Genomic DNA, 17592 nt, shown 5'->3' on the forward strand with positions numbered 1-17592 from the left:
TTTGTAATTAGCTTTCTGACTATAGTTTTCCCTATTGAGGGCTTGCAGTCTAACTACTTATTAGACTGAAACTTTCCGTCTAATTGCCCAATTTTGGATAGTTATCTGGAATTTTTCCATATTATAGCTATACTTAGAATATTATACAGAAACTTTCGATTTAATTACCTAATTTATCGGTTTTATACAGTAAGTTAAACTGCAATCGCCTTTAAAGATTATTTGTGAGATAGACAAGAAGTAGACTGTTGTAGCGATCGCCTCGTTGCAGCACGATATAAAGCTGTTCTAGACTTAGAAAGATGCTATGCAGTTTATAATCACCATGAGCTATCACGATATTATTACAATTGAACCGGACAAGCGAGGTGGTAAGCCTTGTATTAGACGGATGCGAATCACCGTGTACGATGTTCTAGGCTGGTTGGCAGCTGGTATGTCTCATGGAGAGATATTAGACGACTTCCCTGAATTAACAGAAGAAGATATTAGGGCAAGTCTAGAGTTTGCTGCTGACCGTGAACATCGTTTAGTTGCCTCTCTACCAAACGTTACGCGAACGGCAGGTGGTATTTGAAGCTGCTTTTTGATCAAAATTTGAGTCGCAAGCTGGTAACTCAATTAGCAGAGGTTTTCCCTGATTCCAGTCATGTTCAGTTTCATGGACTGGAAGTGAAGACTGATACTGAAATATGGGAATTTGCTAAAACCAATGACTTTTGCATCGTAACTCAAGATGTAGATTTTGCCGAAAGAAGCCGTTTGTACGGTTCTCCACCTAAAGTTGTATGGCTACGCTGCGGAAATGCACCAACAAAACAAGTTGAATCTCTACTTTGTTCTGGGGTAGAGGTAATTCAAGAGCTACTCAATAATCCAAGTCTGCATTGTCTAGAATTGTACTAAGGCTTTCTTCTTGAGAGATTGTGTGTGAGATTCATAAGAAGTAGACCGTTGGTGCAATGTCTACGACGGGCTTCTCTACGAGACGCTACGCGAACGCCTACGCCCTAATTCGGCAATCAACTAGGCGATGTCTACGACGGGCTGCGCCTACGCATTAAACTGTTACTACCTCAATTAACAATCCGGGTACTTTTCCCAAATCCCGATGATTGCGTGTTAATAAAACTAATTTACGAGATAGTGCGATCACGCTAAATAATCCTCGGTTTTGTACAGCAAGTTGAACTGCGTAGGTGTAGCCCGTCGTAGACATCGCTCCAACTCGACAACACGCTACTCTATATATTTAGAGATTTTATGTGAGATGCACAAAAAGTAGCCCCTTGGAGCGATCGCCCCAACTCGACAACACGCTACTCTATATTTAGAGATTGTGTGAGATGCACAAGAATTACCCCATCGTACACATCTCTCTGAATGGCGAATACGCTCATAACATATTCTGAACCTGCATTATCAAGCAACTTGATTGGAAACTCACCTACGAACTCACTTCCTGTAATGCTACTGTGCAAAAACAGGAAAACCAGCCATCGATATGATTCGAGATATATTATTGATGTATTCCTGTGTTTTTTAACCCTAGAAGGAGACTTATGGCAAAAATAAAAAACAATGCACAGCTAAGTTTCAACCAAGTTGAAATGGAAGAAATCTCTGATGCAGAGATGAAATGGGTGATGGGAGGGGCATCCTTGCCTCCAGTGCTACAATTCCAAGTGCCGCAGTTCCAAATGCCGCAATTCCAAGTGCCGCAGTTCCAAATGCCGCAGTTCCAAATGCCGCAGTTCCAAATGCCGCAATTCCAAGTGCCGCAGTTCCAAATGCCGCAATTCCAAGTGTCGCAGTTCCAAATGCCCGACTTTAATTAGTCTGTGCTTCAATTGCCTGCACTTTGATTTCAGCAATTTGTTATGAACTTTCATGGTTGGGGCTAAATCGTACTTTCAATAGCATCAAAACCACAAGGCTCGATAAACTTCTGTCACTTCCGGCGTTCTGTACTTGATATTGTTTTCAAAGCAATTGCTCCCAAGATAATATAATTGACTAATTTCCGACAGCGCTACCCAGAATCCAAATTGGCTCACAGATGAGTCACAGGCGATGTCTACGACGGGCTACGCCTACGCAACACCTATAGATAACGTTTGCCATATTCAATTATTAGCGAGAAGTTGTAGCTCAATACACTTGAGGGACAAAGAACTGCTCATTACGTGGAGCGCGAACATAATCCTCAGCCACAGGTCTAGAGGGAAGCTCTAAGGGAGGAGGTGTCATATCTTCGTAAGGAACTTTGCTCAACAAATGATGAATGCAGTTGAGCCGCGCCCGTCTTTTATCATCTGCTTCAATCGTAAACCACGGGGCTTCTGGAATATTCGTGTAAGCAAACATGGTATCTTTGGCTTTGGAGTATTCTACCCAGCGATCGCGTGATTCCAAATCCATTGGGCTGAGTTTCCAGCGCCTTGCTGGGTCGTGACTGCGAGAAAGAAAGCGTTGCTCTTGTTCTTCATCGCTGACGGAGAACCAGTACTTGATTAAAACAATGCCCGATCGCACCAGCATTCGTTCAAATTCCGGGCAAGATTGCATGAATTCTTGATATTCTGCTTCAGTACAAAAACCCATCACCCGTTCAACTCCGGCTCGGTTGTACCAACTGCGATCAAACAGAACAATTTCGCCTGCTGTGGGAAGATGTTGCACGTAGCGCTGAAAATACCACTGAGTTTTCTCGCGATCGGAAGGAGTTCCCAGAGCAACTACACGACAGCCACGAGGATTGAGTGGATCGGCAATGCGTTTAATTACTCCTCCTTTGCCGGCAGCATCGCGCCCTTCAAATATGACGACAACCCGATAGCCAGTGTGCTTAATCCAGTATTGCATTTTGACTAGCTCAATCTGGAGTTGCTCTAGTTCAGTTTCAAAAGTCTTTTTGGGAATTTTCTTAGCAAAAACTTCTGTGCTACCATCAAAAATCCGTTTGGATTTTTTAGCTTTTTTCTTGTCTTTTGCCTTTACTAGTTTTTCTATTAAGTCTGGAGTGGGTTGAACTAGACCAATATTTTGCTGGTTTTTCACTTCATCAATTGACATCGCACTGACTCCATGCCATTGAATCGGCATAATTAGAGTTTATCTATCAAGTATATATTTTAATACTGACTAAGCGTAAATATACACATTTGAAAGTATTCTGACATTAAAGATGTAAAACCAACAAGCTAATGACTAAAGTCAATGGCAGTAAAACATATAAGTACATCAACCTTTTGCTAACTTACTTTATTATACAGATTGGGTTAGGCGCGATCGCAAACATTTTTCACAATTAAATTTATCAATACGCGAGCTAACCCAACTCTCAATCTTTAATAACTAAATTATTGCGGATTGATCCGAATCAAGTCTGTTAAAATACTATCCAAGCTGCCGTTAACTTGAATTCGATCAATTTTCTCTGCAATCCGCTCTAATACTTCGAGTTCTTTTAAACGTAATGCAACGGGGTTATCCTCCATCACTTTGGCGGTGTTTAGCATACTGCGAGTAGCAGCAGTTTCTTCTCTACGTCTGACTACGTTTGCTTGAGCGGCTTTTTCTGCCTCGACTACTTTGCTCAAGATAGTCTTAATCTCACCAGGTAAAATAATATCTTTAACACCTACAGAATCAACTTCAATTCCATAGTCTGCTGCTTTCTGGCGAATGTATTCAGAGATGCTTCTATCAATTGCACCTTTATCTTCTAATAAAGCATCTAAGTTGCGTTCACCGACTGCACCACGCAAAGCAAACTGTAATTCTTTGTACAAGAAGCCGGAAATATCTGATAAGCCGTTTTTTGCTCTCAATGGGTCTTGGATGCGGAAGCCTGCGGTCAAATTCAACCGCAGAGGTACTTTATCTTTAGAGAGGATGTCTTGACCAGATACTTCCATGTTTTGGAGTCGCAGGTCGATGGTTTCGGTTTGAAAAGAGCGACCAAATAACCACCAAGCATGTACCCCTGGCGATCGCAGTCCTTGAAATTCTTGATTGATGTATACTAGTCCAACGTGTTGTGCTGGCACTTGGCAAATATGCAAACAGTTGCGACTGAGCAATTTCACTTCTGTTGAACCCTCAACCAACTCAGCCACTAAGTTAGGCTGCAACTGAGCATCAGCGCTGATATCGAGAATTTCCACTGCAACACCTTGCCAAAATAACTTGCGGCTGGTGGGTGGCAAAATAGAAATCACTTTCCCTCGATAGCGCACAATTGCAACTTGTGAAGTCTGTAATTGCACGGTTTGGCAGTAGGCAGCAATAAAGTCGGGATGTTTTTCAATGAGTACATCTTCCAGGGGAAAGTCTGGGTTAGGGATAATCCGGCTGAGAATTCGGACTGTAACATCTCTATCTACCGACCAAAAAGCATACTCTCCTGGTTCTAGAGGTCGCACAAAATTGTTTTGCAGATATAGTAAACCAATTTCAGACTCCGAAATTTGGAACTTTTTGAGTCCATTCAATGCAACTGAGCGCAATTGCTGTACAAAGGAACTAGGTAATTCCCAGCTTTGCTCTAAGTTGAATAGATGAGACTCTACCTCAATAAAACCACGCCAAAAAGCAATCAATTTATTTGGTGCAACGCTTACCCAATTCTGACCATAGCGGACTAACGCAACTTGGTTGAATGCGGTTCTGATAATCAATAAATGTTCTTGTAGTTCGGCTTCGTGATTTCGCAACAACAGTTCTAGGTTTTCAATTTGAGCTAGTGGCTGATTGAGGTCATGAATTTTTACTTGCCAATGGCGACCTAAATATGTATGTGTACCGGGTTGCAAAATTTTCTTAAAGTCACTGCGGTGATATAAGATGCCGATTTCGTTAGGTTTGATATAAAACGTTTCCCACATAGTGATTTGCATAAATAATTTGTGTGATAGCTTAAGTAAGCTAGGCGATTACAACTAGCTAAAAAGATTTGCTCAAGACATTTATAACCTTGCTTGAACTCAAATACCACCGATGTCTCACGGCTTAACTACTGGAGTAGACAGAACTTATCTAGAGGTTCTTTAGGCTTTACAACCCTTTAAACAAAGGCTAGAAGATTAGTTTTAGCAGTTTGTACTACTACATACTACAAAAAAAATATTTACTCTGCCAATGCAGGTTTTTACAGTTCCAGTGCGGGCAAAAGCTTCTCCAAAGCTGGATTAAGATTGCTGTTACTTTTCCCAAATTGCTCAATGGCAATCTAAAAAAAGAGAACCGCGCTCAAATATGCCGTTCACTTTGCCAATCCAGAATTCCCAAAGGAAAACCAGATGTAGGAAAAGGAAGGAACATACTCAAGTTAGGGAGAGATACAGTTGCACTAGCTCTTTTACTGTTATAAATACCTGCATGACAGAGTAGGAAAAACAAGAAAAAACAAGAAGTTTTTTTGATTGAGGTTTTTTGAACACCCAATACATTTGTGTAGCCATAAGGCTGCCTTGTCCCTAACAAGGTGCCCGTACCCAGGGCGAGGGTTTTTGGGTGAAAGTATAGGAATCGAACCTACCAATAATCGGCGATACACCGACCGCTCTACCAAATGAGCTAACTTTCATGGTGAAATAGTTGAAAGTATTGAGCGGTATACGCTATTACCAGAGGTTAGCGTACCAGTTGGGTATACAGAACCCAAACTACAGCTTTGTGACTTTGTTACTATCCCGGTTCAAATCTAGCACAGGAAAAAAGTTAAAAAGGCGAATTTCATTTGCACTGGCTATTTTTGGCTAAGAGGTTGTTTGAAAAGTATTTCGCTGTGACTTTAGACACTTTTAGATCCCCCCTAACCCCCCTTAAAAAAGGGGGAACCGGAGTCAAAGTCCCCCTTTTTAAGGGGGATTTAGGGGGATCTAGAATGTTTTGCTACCAAGAAGAGGACTTTTCAAACATCCTCTAAGGTACACCCAAATAAACCTTTTATCGCAAAAGAAGCAGCTTTAAAAACGTACTTCATCTGTTTGGGAGTCACCATATTTCTGCTTGATGCGTTCCACACTTGATTTAAATTCTGCTCCTTTGGTCGGGTTAATCATTGCTACATAATTTGCAAACCCAGTAATCGCAGAAATTAAATTAGTTGATTTTCCCCAACTTTTTCCTGATAAACCTTCTTGTTCAATTTGATATAGAGTTGCACGAAAGGCTTTTAATGTCTTTTTAGATATATTTAATTGTGTATTTACAATAACACCGGTTACTTCTTGCTGCATTGATTTACCGGAAATCTTGGTTTTATTATCATTAACGGTAAAATTTTCACTAGTAATAATAAATTTAGTATTTTTAATCAAATTAGATATTTTTGATGATACATCCTCAGAAGCAGAAAATGTTAAATCGTCAGCGTACCGCGTATAGCAAAAACCAAGATTTTCAGCGATCGCAGCAAGACGAATATCAAGATTACGGCAAACTAGATTAGAAATAGCAGGACTTGCAGGCGAACCTTGAGGTAAATGGCGGTTTTCTGAAGCTGTATAATTAATTTGTCCGTTTATTGCTATTTCAGCAGTCGTACAAATCAACCCAAAAATTGTCGCCGTAGGTTCTGAATAACCAAACCCACAAAATAATTCTTTGACACGTTTGTAAGAAATTGACTGAAAAAAATTCTGTAAATCAATATTGACTATTACATTTGCACCAACATGGGGTTTAGCATTGGTGACTATCGAACGATTTTTACAAAAGCCGTGCGCTGCATTGTGAACTTCTAATTTCTCTAAAATATTCTCTAGAATCCACCTTTGAGCAGCTTTAAGTTCCGGCTTTGGTGCAGAAATAATTCTTTCTCCACCTGTCTTTTTTGAAATTTTGAAAGGGAGGTAATGTCTAGTTATGGATGTACTAGTTGTTAAAAAGTGCAGTTTTTCCAGGCTTATTCCCATTGCAAAGGCTATTTCTTCAGCAGTATTATATTCAGCTAAACCATGCGATGCCTGCGGCGGGCGTAGCCATCGCAAAAGTGCTAAATTATCATCAGTTTGCAACTTTTCTAGATTACTCTCAGCCGCTAATGGGGTAGTGGTTAGATTTTTGCTGTACATAATACAAAATATTTTTTTACTCTGCAAGTGCAAGTGTTTACAGTTTAGGTGTGGGCAAAAGCTTCTCCAAAGCTGGATTAAGATTGCTGTTGCTTTTCTTCGACTGCTCAAGGCAATCGACAAAAAGAGAACTGCGCTCAAATATGCCGTTCGGTTGCCAATCTAGAATCCTAAAGGAAAACTAGATGTAGAAAATGAAGGGACATACTCAAGTTAGGGAGAAATGCAGTTGCGCTTGCTCCTTGACTGTGGCTACCGAACATCATCCTTACGAATAATGACCGATAGCAGAACACTTGCACCGCAGAGTTGAGAAAATGAGGGGTCTCGAATCTGTTGAGATTCGTACCATATTGGCTACCTTGGAAGGGTATTGTCTTTTAACCCGGACAGGGTTGGGTGAAAGTATAGGAATCGAACCTACAACACATCGATTATGAGTCGATTGCTCTACCAGTGAGCTAACTTCCTGGAGTTTGATACAGGAGTCGAACCTGTGACCCTTCGATTATGAGTCGATCGCTCTACCAACTGAGCTAATCAAACAATGGTATAGTTTAAAGGACTCGGCGGTATACGCTTATGCAAAAGCTTGGCGCACCAGTTAGGCTTATGGAACCTAAACCATAGCTTTGTAACTTTTTTACTATTCCGCTCCAAATTTAGCATATTGGAAATTGTAGGTGTAGGCTTAAATATTGTCTGACTCAAGTCGCAACATATCGCGCATAAAAATCACCAGTCTTAGATAGGTTTGATGAAATTGCTTTTCGTTGTTGAACTGGTGACTTTCATAAAAAACATTGTTACCAGTTGATATTTCAAGAATATCCATCTCACAAGCTCCTGACTCCCAAACCGTTACTCTACCAAGATGTAATAAACTCTCAAAGTCAAGACACATAGCTGGATTATCACTAGATTTACAGTAAGTGAGTGTATATTTCAGGCGATAAGCAGCGAAATGCGATCTTAATCCTGATTGAAATCGGTCAAAACCTCGTTCTGAAATTAGATGTGTTAGTGGATTTAGACTCATTCCTTATATTGTTGAAAGCTGGAGTATTATTAATTTGCCCCAACTCCGCAAAAAATAAGTAGCTCATCGTAGACTTTGAGCTACACGCCTCAATTTAATAGATGCTCACGATTTATTGCTGTAACTCAGTCTGGGAAAGCTAAACCAGTCATGGGGTCACGGATATACAACCCTAGTGTGAGACTACGCATCGCTTCATCCCAAACGGGTATTAATTGTTCTGCTTGATCTGCCCAATAATCAAATGTAATTAAGCATTGAACATTCGACCCCAAACCAATGCAAGTCCGCGAAAAAGCTTCCCGTGGTTCTTCTTGAACATCAATGAACTTCATCTCTGTCCAGACAATTCTAGCTGTTTGGCGCTTGATGGTAACAATTTCTCCCCTAGCAATGATGTTACGACTGTCGTCTTCCATCACCTTTTTCAATGTAGATTTTAGTGGAAACTGGCTCCAGTCGTTGGGTGGCAGACGATTGAAAGATACTTCTAGACAGCAATCATCGTTGGGTGGTTTTTTATCGAGGAATTTGAAAGATTTGTCTTGTGGCTCAAGAATCCAATCCTGGGGAACATTGAAGCGAACAGCGCCTCTATCTGCTACAAATATTTTGTAACCTGATGGAGATTCCCAACGATGGTCAGGTTTTAGTTCAAGCGTTTCTTTTATCCACTGGAGATTGCTTTTTTTACGCTTTGCCATAGGGTTTCTGCATTTCCTGCTAAAGAGAGCAATGTGGAATAGCCCATTGTAGACATTGCCCTTTTTGTTAATGTTATCAAATTGCTAGGATTTTGAAGAACTCTTATATTAAATTAATAAGATTTTAGGGATTTTATATCAAGGAATCCAAGGTAACTATAACGTTGTGATTAAAGTTTCAGCTTTTAGCATTAAAATCTTAGCCGCAGTGTTCATGGTTATGGATCATGTGTGCTATTTACTAATGCCTGAGTTTAGAATTTTGCACTTTATTGGACGATTGAGTTTTCCCCTCTTTGCATGGCTTTTGGCTAAAGGCGAAAAACACACCCAAAATGTATACCGCTATGGGAGCAGGCTATTAATTACAGCAATTATCTCTCAGCCTATTTATAGTTTTGTTTTTCGGAGTTTATCACTTAATATTCTCTACACGCTTGTTATTGGACTTGTGATGTTGCGCTTAATAAGGCATTATTCGCAATTATGGCAGCAATTAATAATTACTGGATTGAGTGCAGTATTTGCCGAGATTTTGGGGGTTGAATATGGAGCTTATGGGATTGGAGTAATTTTCTTGATGTCTTTAACAGACAAACTGAAGCCTAGCGTATGGTTGCTCTGCTGGTGCATCTTTGAGTTTATTTTAGGAACTTTATTTATCCGTAATATATTTCAGCATTGGGCAATTCTTGCAGGATTCATTGTTTTTCAATTCAATGGTAAACAAGGCTCACGAGCTAGATGGTTTTATCTGTTCTACCCGGTTCATTTAATTATTTTAGGTATAATAAATTATTTAATACATTCCAGATATAGCAATCCGCTTTAATTTTTGTATTCCTCACGGGAGCGTAGCCATAATTATTTGTGTAGAAGGCAATAGTCAAGAAACTCCTTTGATCTGTACTTAATTTTTTCAAATATCAAATATGTGTTTCTTGTGTGTCTCCCCTTCTCCCATTCGTGAGAGGCTAGCGCCAAGGGAGAAGCAAGTGGCATTTGAGGAACGAAACCCAACATTTATTTCCGGAGCTTTTTTGGGTTGCGCTTGGCTATCACAGTGGCGTAGAGAACGCAGAGAAAATAAAGAGGGATTTTTGCCAATGATTTAGGATTGCTATAGCACCTATAGCAATCCTAAATCAATAATATCTTACTTTAGAGGGAGATACTTTCCTCAAAAAAAATTAGAAACCTATAAATAATAGTATATACATTTAATACAATGATATTCATTAGATAAATCTTAGTCTTTTGTTAACGTTTACCAGCTATGATGCGAAAGTAGCGAATAATAATTCGGATTTGAATATCTAGGGATAATTATGTCATTCAAAAAAAAGCCCTAGATTTATCTTCCAAGCTACAAAATGTAGCCGAAAGTAACTATTCAACAGGTAAATCTTTAAGGTAACAAGCATGAATTATACTATCGAGTCTGCACGCAATATTTTCTCTAGCACTCAAGTAGCAGATGCTGTTCCAGCCACTACAGCAATGTTTGCTGAACTCAACATTGATGATCAATTGGCATTTCTCTGGTATGCCTACGCTGAACTAGGTCGTACAATTACTCCAGCTGCTCCCGGAAAAGCAAATCTCCAATTAATGGAGGGTATATTCAACGAAATTAAGCAGATGTCTCATGAAGAACAAACGCAATTAATGAGAGATTTAGCGAGTAATGCTGACACTCCTATTAGCCGTTCTTATGCATATTTTGGTGTCAACGCCAAGCTGGGATTCTGGTGGCAGTTAGGAGAGTGGATGAAACAAGGTATTGTCGCTCCGATGCCAGTTGGCTATCAAATGTCACCTCAAGTTAAAGCAGTGCTAGAAGCTGTTCAGAAAATCGATCAGAGTCAGCAAATTACTGTACTACGCAATACTGTAGTAAATATGGGGTTTGATCCATCTCTGGCTGATAAAAAGCAAGCACAAATAAACTTTAAGTTCCCACGTACATCCCTAAGTCCCCAATTTACTATTGAGGGAGTTACAGAACCAACAGTGCTGAAATACATTGAAGCTATGAATGCAGATAACTTTGAAGCTGCTGTTGCTTTATTTGCTAACAACGGTGCGCTGCAACCACCCTTCCAAAAACCAATTGTTGGCCGAGAAGCTATCACTGCCTACCTAAGAGATGAGGGACAAGGGTTAGTGATGAAGCCAACCAAAGGTGTTTCGGAAACTATCGAAGATGGTTACACACAGCATAAAGTTACTGGTACAGTCGAAACTCCTTGGTTTGGAGGTAATGTTGGGATGAACATTGCTTGGCGATTTTTACTTGATCCTCAAGGTCAAATTTATTTCGTGGCTATTGATTTACTTGCTTCTCCCAAAGAACTGCTTAATTTAACTCGCAAGTAAAATTCATTTGCCTTGTTACAAAGTAATTGCGCTTGTTGAAGATGATGTTTTAAAAGTTTTTTTGCTCTCATTGTTAGGAAAGTATTGCATCTTATACCAATTCCGTATAAAGATGCGCCAAATTATATTGCTCGGTTCACCTAAAACCGAGCTTTAGTCATGTTTTCGCAATTTCTCGCAGTTGTTTGGATTGCTCCCTTTTGGGAGTATGTTTTGCGATCGCACTACCATCACAACGATCGCAACTAGCCATTGCAGCTTAAAAATATAAATAAAGTCAAATTTAGTTAGCAAAAGCAGCTTTTACTTTCTCAAATCCCAGTTTGCTTTCTCATTTCGGTGTTTTCCGCAAGCAAAAGCAGCTTTTACTTATTCAAACCCCAGTTTGCTTTCTCATTTTGGTGTTTTCCGCAAGCAAAAGCAGCTTTTACTTATTCAAACCCCAGTTTGCTTTCTCATTTTGGTGTTTTCCGCAAGCAAAAGCAGCTTTTACTTATTCAAACCCCAGTTTGCTTTCTAATTTAAGTAGTTCGCGCAATCTGCTGTAATTATCTTTATGTAACAAAAGCTATTGCAGATTTGCCGGAATTCTCTCAGGCTGATCTATACGGAAGTTCTTTAAGGTAAAGAATATTAACCGTACTGTATTACAAGGTGTAGATTATGGCTAGGAGAAAAAGAACTTCCGCAGTGTTAGAAAGAGCAGTGCGTCGTGCAGCTAGCATAAACTCAATTGATCCAAGTTTAGATTTAGGGAATGGACTCACTTTACCTGCCTTCTCAACTCTGATCGAAATGATGCGAACTAAAGAAAATGCATATAACAGTGCACTTTCCACCTTGGATAAATTGTACCGTGAAATGCTGGAAACAGAAGACAAGTTGGGAGATATGACAGAACACATGTTAATGGCTGTTGGGACTCGGTATGGTAAAAGCAGTGTGGAATACGGTATGGCGGGAGGAGTCCCTAAAAGCCAGCGTCGTAAGGGATTGCGAGGCGAGTCGCTAACTCCTAGCGGGGAACAGCCATTATTTGTTGCCAGTGTGGAGAGCAAGAATGGAAAGACAGCAGCAACAAGTTAGCATGTGTACTGTTACTCAAAATTTGGTCTAGTCTAAATAATTGCGTAGATACATACTTCTAGGGAGAAACAAGCTAGGTAGCGTTTGTCTGCGACACAATGCGCGAATGTAGAGAAGCACTTTGTCGTAGACATCGCTCTTTAAAAAAGAGACGTAGCAGTGCTATATCTCTACCGCAAGCAGATTCTCTCAGATTTTCATCAAGTACACTTTTATAGAGACTTTATCCGTTCTATTCCACCCCATATTTCAAAAAGCCGTTTAGTTTCAGCTTCTATTTCTGAAATTATTCTTGGCTGTCCATTCCCAGAACTTGGAAAAACAACATAAACAAGGCCCTTGGGAATTCCTTGTCTGACTCTTGAGCGCACTAATGGATCGTTTCCAAGAGCCTGAGACAAAGCTATTGAACCCTCCCCTATCTGGTTCTTAGGCCCAATATCAGCATAAATTGCAAAAGCGAGTTTTCCGTTATTAGTGTTGTAAACAACTGCGAAATCCCCTAATTTAATGCCCGTAAGCTTTTTAAAATCACTATTTCCCGGAAGAACAATATATGGGATCTTGTTTGAATCAACATATCTGCGTGGATCTTGTTTAACAAATCCAGAATCGGATAATGCAGTTGTAGAAATATAGTATCCAGGATATGGATCTGTACTGCCTTGAATAAATGGATTACCATCTTTATTGACAACTATTGCCCACCAGTTACCTGGATTCCCAGCATTTGCCAAAAAATCAATTCCTGTATCTGCTGGGTGATAAGCATTAGGCGCGCCATCAGCATTAATGCTCATACCTGCTTCATAAAAAATGGCAGATTCTCCATCTGCCTGCTGAATAGGAATATCACCAATTTTAATAAGAGTACTAATAGAAAAGGTTGTGATTGGACTAAGAAATTTCTGAGAGACAAAACCTTCTAAAATTTTTCCTTCGAGAATAGTTGCAACCTTTAACCACTTGTTATCATCCAGATTTTCAATTTTAGATACAATTTGTGATTTTGGAAGAACCCCAATTCGATTGGTATCGTCAACAATAGGTGCTGAACGTATATTTAAACTATCTGATGTTACTTTGAATTGTTGCATAGATTACTCAAAATTTAAAAATTGAACTGAGGAAACTACATTTTAAAAAGCAAATTTAGTAATGTCTACGATAGGTGTACTTAGGTTATGGCGATTTCTATTTGAATGAGGATGAAGTACAGGGGTTGTAGAGTTATATCGATCAGATCATAAAAACCAAGGCGATCGCATGGATTGATACGTTACATAATATTACATACAAAAAATCCCCCAACTCCTTCTTTTTAAAGGCTGAGGGGGATTTAGGTTTCAAGTTTTTAGTGCGTAAGTCTTGTTTATGCAGTTAAGCGATCGCATTCACAATTACGCTAAATGTACTGAACCTGTATATCCTTTGAGAACTCCCAAAGAGCTACCAGATGAATTAATCAGCGTGTCATGCCCTATCTGGGTAAAGCTAGCGTTTAACCCGGTGACATCTAAGCGATCGTTGCAATCAAAGCCATAAATAGTTGCAAAGCCAATGCTTCCCAGAATTACTGTATCTCTTCCTTGACCCAAGTAAACTGTATCATTTCCCCCACCTATTACCTCAACAGATGAACCAAACAGGTTTGTATCGCTACTTAAAGGGTCAGGTAGAGAAACCGTTCCTCCTCGCAGATTTACTAAATCATTTCCATTTCCCACAAGGATAGTGTCATCACCTGAACCAGCAAAAATTAAATCATCACCTGAGCCAGACTTAATAGTGCTGTTCGTATCAATTGTAATAATTGTGTCATTGCCATTACCTGTAAAAATTTTTGTATCACTTGAGCCAGGGATTCCATAAGCAAGAATAAAATCCTCGCCGCAGCCGGTTTTAACTGTGGTTTCGCCATAGGGAGCAACAGCAATCTGATTGTCACCATCTCCAGCATTTATAGTTTGGTTATACAATGGCAAACCAGTAGCGGAAAAAATATAAGTTGCTATTGAAAGTTCACTGGTTATAATGTCATTTCCTGAGCCTGTTTTAATGTTGGCATCTCCGCTTCCCAAAAAAATTAAGTTGTTACCTTTTCCTGCATCAATGGTTCGGTTGGCAAATCCACCTAAATAGAAAATATCGTCACCTGCTCCGGCTGAGGCAATCACTTTTGGAGTTGTCCCTAAGCCAATAATATTAGTACCATCAGCATCGTATAAATAGTTTCCACCGTAATCGTCTAAAAAGTTATTTCCACTACCTAAATTAATTTTGTAATTGCCAGATCCAAAACTGACATAATCATCTCCTGCTCCAGTATCAACGATCGCACTAATCCCATCAGGATTAGAGGATAGAGGACTAGTTTGCAATACCTCCCCATTGAAAGTAGTAGATAGATAGATTAAGTCTATTTCTCTTGCTAGTAAAACAACATCATTACCATCTCGTGTATTCACAACATTGTTGTTGCCTTCTACAACAAACCAGTCTGGATTAGCAGTACCGAAAACTCTTTGATTACTCTCTTGAATGTCTAGTTCAGTGTAGGTAATGCCGCGAAAAACTTGGGTTGTCATAAAATTTATTTTATACCTCAGTACAGTTCAGTGAAACCAGAAAGTTACGTATATGAGCTATTTTTCTGGATAAATCAATATAATCCGGTTAATCGCAAAAGTTTTTTATAATTATGGTTTAAATAAATGAAAAAGCCTGTAAAAAACAAGCAATATGTAGGCACTATGCTTGTAACTGCGATCGCCAATCAAACTTGACTACTCTATCCACTGATCCAGCACAATATTTAGCCGTGAGATTGGTCTGGTGGTAAAGTTCAGCTTTTGTGAGAACTTTAGGATATTTGATATTATAGGGGGTTGTGCTTTGTGACAACATACCCTACAGCTACCTTTAACTAGACTAAAAAACTAAATAAAGGTGAGTATGTCGACATATTGGGAACTATAGAAGCAAATCAAATTAGCATAACTTTTAGCTTCCAGCAATGAAGATTCCCTATCCCCGCAAAGGTAAAGCTTTCCCATTACAGATTGTTCTTGTTGTTCCCTTCCTTATCCAAATTTTTGCAGCGGTCAGTTTAGTGGGTTATTTGTCGTTTAAAAATGGACAAAGGGCAGTTAACGACCTAGCAGAACAGTTGATAGATCGCACAAGTGAGGTAGTGGATGAACATTTGAAGTCTTATCTTGCCATTCCACAAACCCTTAATCAGATCAATGCAGATGCCATCCGCAGAGGAATATTAGACGTGCGCGTAGGCGAAGCCCGCCTTAGGCATCGCCAAACCGTTGGCAAGTATTTCTGGGATCAGATGCACGCCTCTGACCTGACTTATATTGGTATCGGGCTAACGACAGGTGAGGGTCTTGGAGCCGCTCGTTATGACGGCAAGACGATCACCATTGATGATTGGACTGCCAAGCCTCCGAATAATACTTCCACTTATGCCACAGATAATCAAGGTAATCGAACTCAGGTTAATGCTCGGTGGGATTGGAACAATTTCAAGGAATCTTGGTACACTCAACCCATCGCTGCTGGTAAACCTATTTGGGCAAAGATTGTAACTGGAAATTTTCCTACTGGCCCTTACATAGCTGCTTCTGCCAGTCGTCCCATTTATGACTCGCAAAATCGCTTACTAGGCATGATTGCCTGCGATATTCATCTGTTAAAACTCAGCGATTTTTTACGCAATTTAAATATTAGTAAGTCTGGGCAAGTATTCCTTTTAGAGCGAGATGGCACATTAATCGCCAGTTCTGGTACAGAAAAGCCTTTTGTCCTCGTCAATCAAGATATCCGGCGATTACGAGCGATCGACAGTTCTGACCCAGTAATACAGAACATTGCCAAACACCTCCAAACCTCCGGGTTTAAATCCATCAATCAAGATACAGATTTTTGTCTTGAGGTAGGAGGAAAACGGTATTTTGTCGATGTTGCACCTTGGCGTGACAAGTATGGCTTGAGTTGGTTGATGGTAGTGAGTGTGCCAGAAAACGCATTTATGGCGGAAATTCACGCCAACACGCGCACCACGATCGCACTTTGTTTTGGTGCATTAGTCGTTGCCTCTGTGATGGGCGTATTTACCTCCCATTGGATTGTACGCCCAATTCTGCGCCTAAATTGGGCAAGTAAGGCAATGGCATCCGGTAATTTAGCTCAGACAGTAGAAACTGGCGTTATTCAAGAACTTAATACCCTGTCTAACTCTTTCAACTACATGGCAGGGCAACTATATGAATCATTTACCGCTTTAGAGAAAAGTAAAGAAAAACTAGAAGATCGGGTAGAAGAACGTACTACTGAACTCAAAAATACTTTAGAGGAATTGCAGCGCACTCAATCTCAAGTTATTCAAAGTGAAAAAATGTCTAGTCTGGGACAACTAGTTGCTGGAGTAGCACACGAAATTAATAATCCAGTCAACTTTATTCATGGCAACCTCATCTATGTGCAGGAATATACTCAGGATTTATTAGCGTTTGTGCAATTGTATCAGCAGCACGATCCCAACCCTGCGGCTGAAATCCAAACCGTTGCCGAAGACATCGAATTAGAGTTTTTGCAGGAAGACTTACCAAAAATGTTGTCTTCCATGAAAGTAGGCACCGATCGCATTCGCCAAATTGTACTGTCGTTGCGAAACTTCTCCCGCATCGACGAAGCGGAATTCAAAAGTGTTGATATTCATGAAGGCATCGACAGTACCTTGATGATTTTGCAGCACCGCCTCAAAGCTAAACCAGAACAACCCGAAATTGAAGTGATTAAAGACTACGGCACTATACCTCTAGTAGAATGCTATGCCGGACAACTCAACCAGGTATTTATGAATATTTTAGTAAATGCGGTTGATGCGTTAGAAGAAAATAATATTAAGCGTACCTATCAAGAGATTGAGGAAAATCCTAGTCGAATTAAGATTCGCACATCTGTAATTAATTCAACGTGGTTAGAAATAGCGATCGCTGATAATGGAGTCGGTATTTCTAAAGAATTTCAGCAACGCATATTCGATCCTTTTTTCACCACCAAACCCATTGGCAAAGGCACCGGAATGGGTATGTCTATCAGCTACCAAATCATCACAGAAAAACATGGCGGCAAACTAGAGTGCTTCTCAACTTCTGGAGAAGGAACCGAGTTTATCATTCAAGTTCCTCTCCAGCTAAAGGTTCATGAAGTGGTTTAACTTAATACTAATTTGGAATTACCAAATTATCTAGCCATTATTACGGTAGTCAATTCAAATTAAGTATTA

The 17592-nt window shown here is 39.9% G+C and carries 16 protein-coding genes and 3 tRNA genes; 7 read left to right on the plus strand and 12 right to left on the minus strand.

Going from position 1 to position 17592, the window contains the following annotated elements; all coding sequences use genetic code 11:
* The first annotated feature begins 325 nt into the window (after window positions 1-325).
* Both IQ274_RS23740 and IQ274_RS23745 read left to right on the plus strand, forming a co-directional pair.
* Complete coding sequence (locus IQ274_RS23740) at window positions 326-577, plus strand: DUF433 domain-containing protein (protein ID WP_094349937.1); 252 nt, start codon at window positions 326-328, stop codon at window positions 575-577.
* Window positions 574-906 carry a DUF5615 family PIN-like protein gene (locus IQ274_RS23745; protein WP_194143626.1) on the plus strand — a complete coding sequence of 111 codons (333 nt, stop codon included), beginning with the start codon at window positions 574-576 and terminating at the stop codon, window positions 904-906. The genes IQ274_RS23740 and IQ274_RS23745 overlap by 4 nt, the downstream gene beginning before the upstream one ends.
* A 154-nt stretch (window positions 907-1060) precedes the next feature.
* Here IQ274_RS23745 and IQ274_RS23750 read toward each other — a convergent pair whose 3' ends face one another.
* Window positions 1061-1219 (minus strand): hypothetical protein, encoded by a 159-nt coding sequence (locus IQ274_RS23750; RefSeq protein ID WP_194143627.1) that lies wholly within the window; start codon window positions 1217-1219, stop codon window positions 1061-1063.
* A gap of 343 nt (window positions 1220-1562) precedes the next feature.
* On the opposite strand from IQ274_RS23750, the gene IQ274_RS23755 reads away from it, so the two are divergent.
* Window positions 1563-1838: a hypothetical protein gene (locus IQ274_RS23755; protein WP_194143628.1), complete on the plus strand. Its 276-nt coding sequence runs from the start codon at window positions 1563-1565 to the stop codon at window positions 1836-1838.
* Window positions 1839-2151: 313 nt separating this feature from the next.
* Here IQ274_RS23755 and ppk2 read toward each other — a convergent pair whose 3' ends face one another.
* The 8 genes from ppk2 to IQ274_RS23795 all read right to left on the minus strand — a co-directional run bounded on the left by ppk2 (window position 2152) and on the right by IQ274_RS23795 (window position 8825).
* Window positions 2152-3105: a polyphosphate kinase 2 gene (gene ppk2, locus IQ274_RS23760; protein WP_228058329.1), complete on the minus strand. Its 954-nt coding sequence runs from the start codon at window positions 3103-3105 to the stop codon at window positions 2152-2154.
* Between the two features lie 257 nt (window positions 3106-3362).
* The gene (locus tag IQ274_RS23765) at window positions 3363-4889 is read right to left on the minus strand and encodes a slipin family protein (RefSeq protein WP_194143665.1); all 1527 of its coding nucleotides are present in this window, start codon (window positions 4887-4889) and stop codon (window positions 3363-3365) included.
* A gap of 625 nt (window positions 4890-5514) precedes the next feature.
* Window positions 5515-5590, minus strand: a tRNA-Ile gene (locus tag IQ274_RS23770).
* A gap of 382 nt (window positions 5591-5972) precedes the next feature.
* Complete coding sequence (locus IQ274_RS23775; protein ID WP_228058330.1) at window positions 5973-7109, minus strand: reverse transcriptase family protein; 1137 nt, start codon at window positions 7107-7109, stop codon at window positions 5973-5975.
* Between the two features lie 369 nt (window positions 7110-7478).
* Window positions 7479-7553 (minus strand) — tRNA-Met (locus IQ274_RS23780).
* Window positions 7553-7628: transfer RNA gene (locus IQ274_RS23785), tRNA-Met, on the minus strand. Before IQ274_RS23785 ends, IQ274_RS23780 begins: the two co-directional genes overlap by 1 nt.
* A 145-nt stretch (window positions 7629-7773) precedes the next feature.
* The gene (locus IQ274_RS23790) at window positions 7774-8121 is read right to left on the minus strand and encodes a hypothetical protein (RefSeq protein WP_194143629.1); all 348 of its coding nucleotides are present in this window, start codon (window positions 8119-8121) and stop codon (window positions 7774-7776) included.
* Between the two features lie 125 nt (window positions 8122-8246).
* Window positions 8247-8825, minus strand: coding sequence for a hypothetical protein (locus IQ274_RS23795; protein ID WP_163926960.1), 579 nt, complete (start codon window positions 8823-8825; stop codon window positions 8247-8249).
* Window positions 8826-8991: 166 nt separating this feature from the next.
* Between IQ274_RS23795 and IQ274_RS23800 the strand changes: the two genes are divergently transcribed.
* The 3 genes from IQ274_RS23800 (at window position 8992) to IQ274_RS23810 (ending at window position 12290) form a co-directional block, all read left to right on the plus strand.
* Entirely contained in the window at window positions 8992-9657 is a 666-nt protein-coding gene (locus IQ274_RS23800; RefSeq protein ID WP_194143630.1) for a TraX family protein, read from the plus strand.
* Window positions 9658-10247: 590 nt separating this feature from the next.
* Complete coding sequence (locus IQ274_RS23805; protein WP_163926958.1) at window positions 10248-11204, plus strand: orange carotenoid protein N-terminal domain-containing protein; 957 nt, start codon at window positions 10248-10250, stop codon at window positions 11202-11204.
* A gap of 663 nt (window positions 11205-11867) precedes the next feature.
* Window positions 11868-12290 (plus strand): hypothetical protein, encoded by a 423-nt coding sequence (locus IQ274_RS23810; RefSeq protein WP_194143631.1) that lies wholly within the window; start codon window positions 11868-11870, stop codon window positions 12288-12290.
* A 212-nt stretch (window positions 12291-12502) separates the two neighbouring features.
* On the opposite strand, the gene IQ274_RS23815 is transcribed toward IQ274_RS23810, so the two are convergent.
* From IQ274_RS23815 to IQ274_RS23825, 3 genes are all read right to left on the minus strand, one after another.
* A complete protein-coding gene (locus IQ274_RS23815; protein WP_194143632.1) occupies window positions 12503-13387 on the minus strand; it encodes a glycoside hydrolase family 75 protein in 885 nt (294 codons plus the stop codon).
* A 303-nt stretch (window positions 13388-13690) separates the two neighbouring features.
* Window positions 13691-14878, minus strand: coding sequence for a calcium-binding protein (locus tag IQ274_RS23820; protein WP_194143633.1), 1188 nt, complete (start codon window positions 14876-14878; stop codon window positions 13691-13693).
* 163 nt (window positions 14879-15041) lie between these two features.
* Window positions 15042-15197 carry a hypothetical protein gene (locus IQ274_RS23825; RefSeq protein ID WP_194143634.1) on the minus strand — a complete coding sequence of 52 codons (156 nt, stop codon included), beginning with the start codon at window positions 15195-15197 and terminating at the stop codon, window positions 15042-15044.
* A 109-nt stretch (window positions 15198-15306) separates the two neighbouring features.
* On the opposite strand from IQ274_RS23825, the gene IQ274_RS23830 reads away from it, so the two are divergent.
* Window positions 15307-17523: an ATP-binding protein gene (locus IQ274_RS23830; RefSeq protein ID WP_194143635.1), complete on the plus strand. Its 2217-nt coding sequence runs from the start codon at window positions 15307-15309 to the stop codon at window positions 17521-17523.
* The last annotated feature ends 69 nt before the right edge of the window (window positions 17524-17592 follow it).

Source organism: Nostoc sp. LEGE 12447 (assembly GCF_015206985.1).
In the GTDB taxonomy this organism is placed as follows: domain Bacteria; phylum Cyanobacteriota; class Cyanobacteriia; order Cyanobacteriales; family Nostocaceae; genus Nostoc.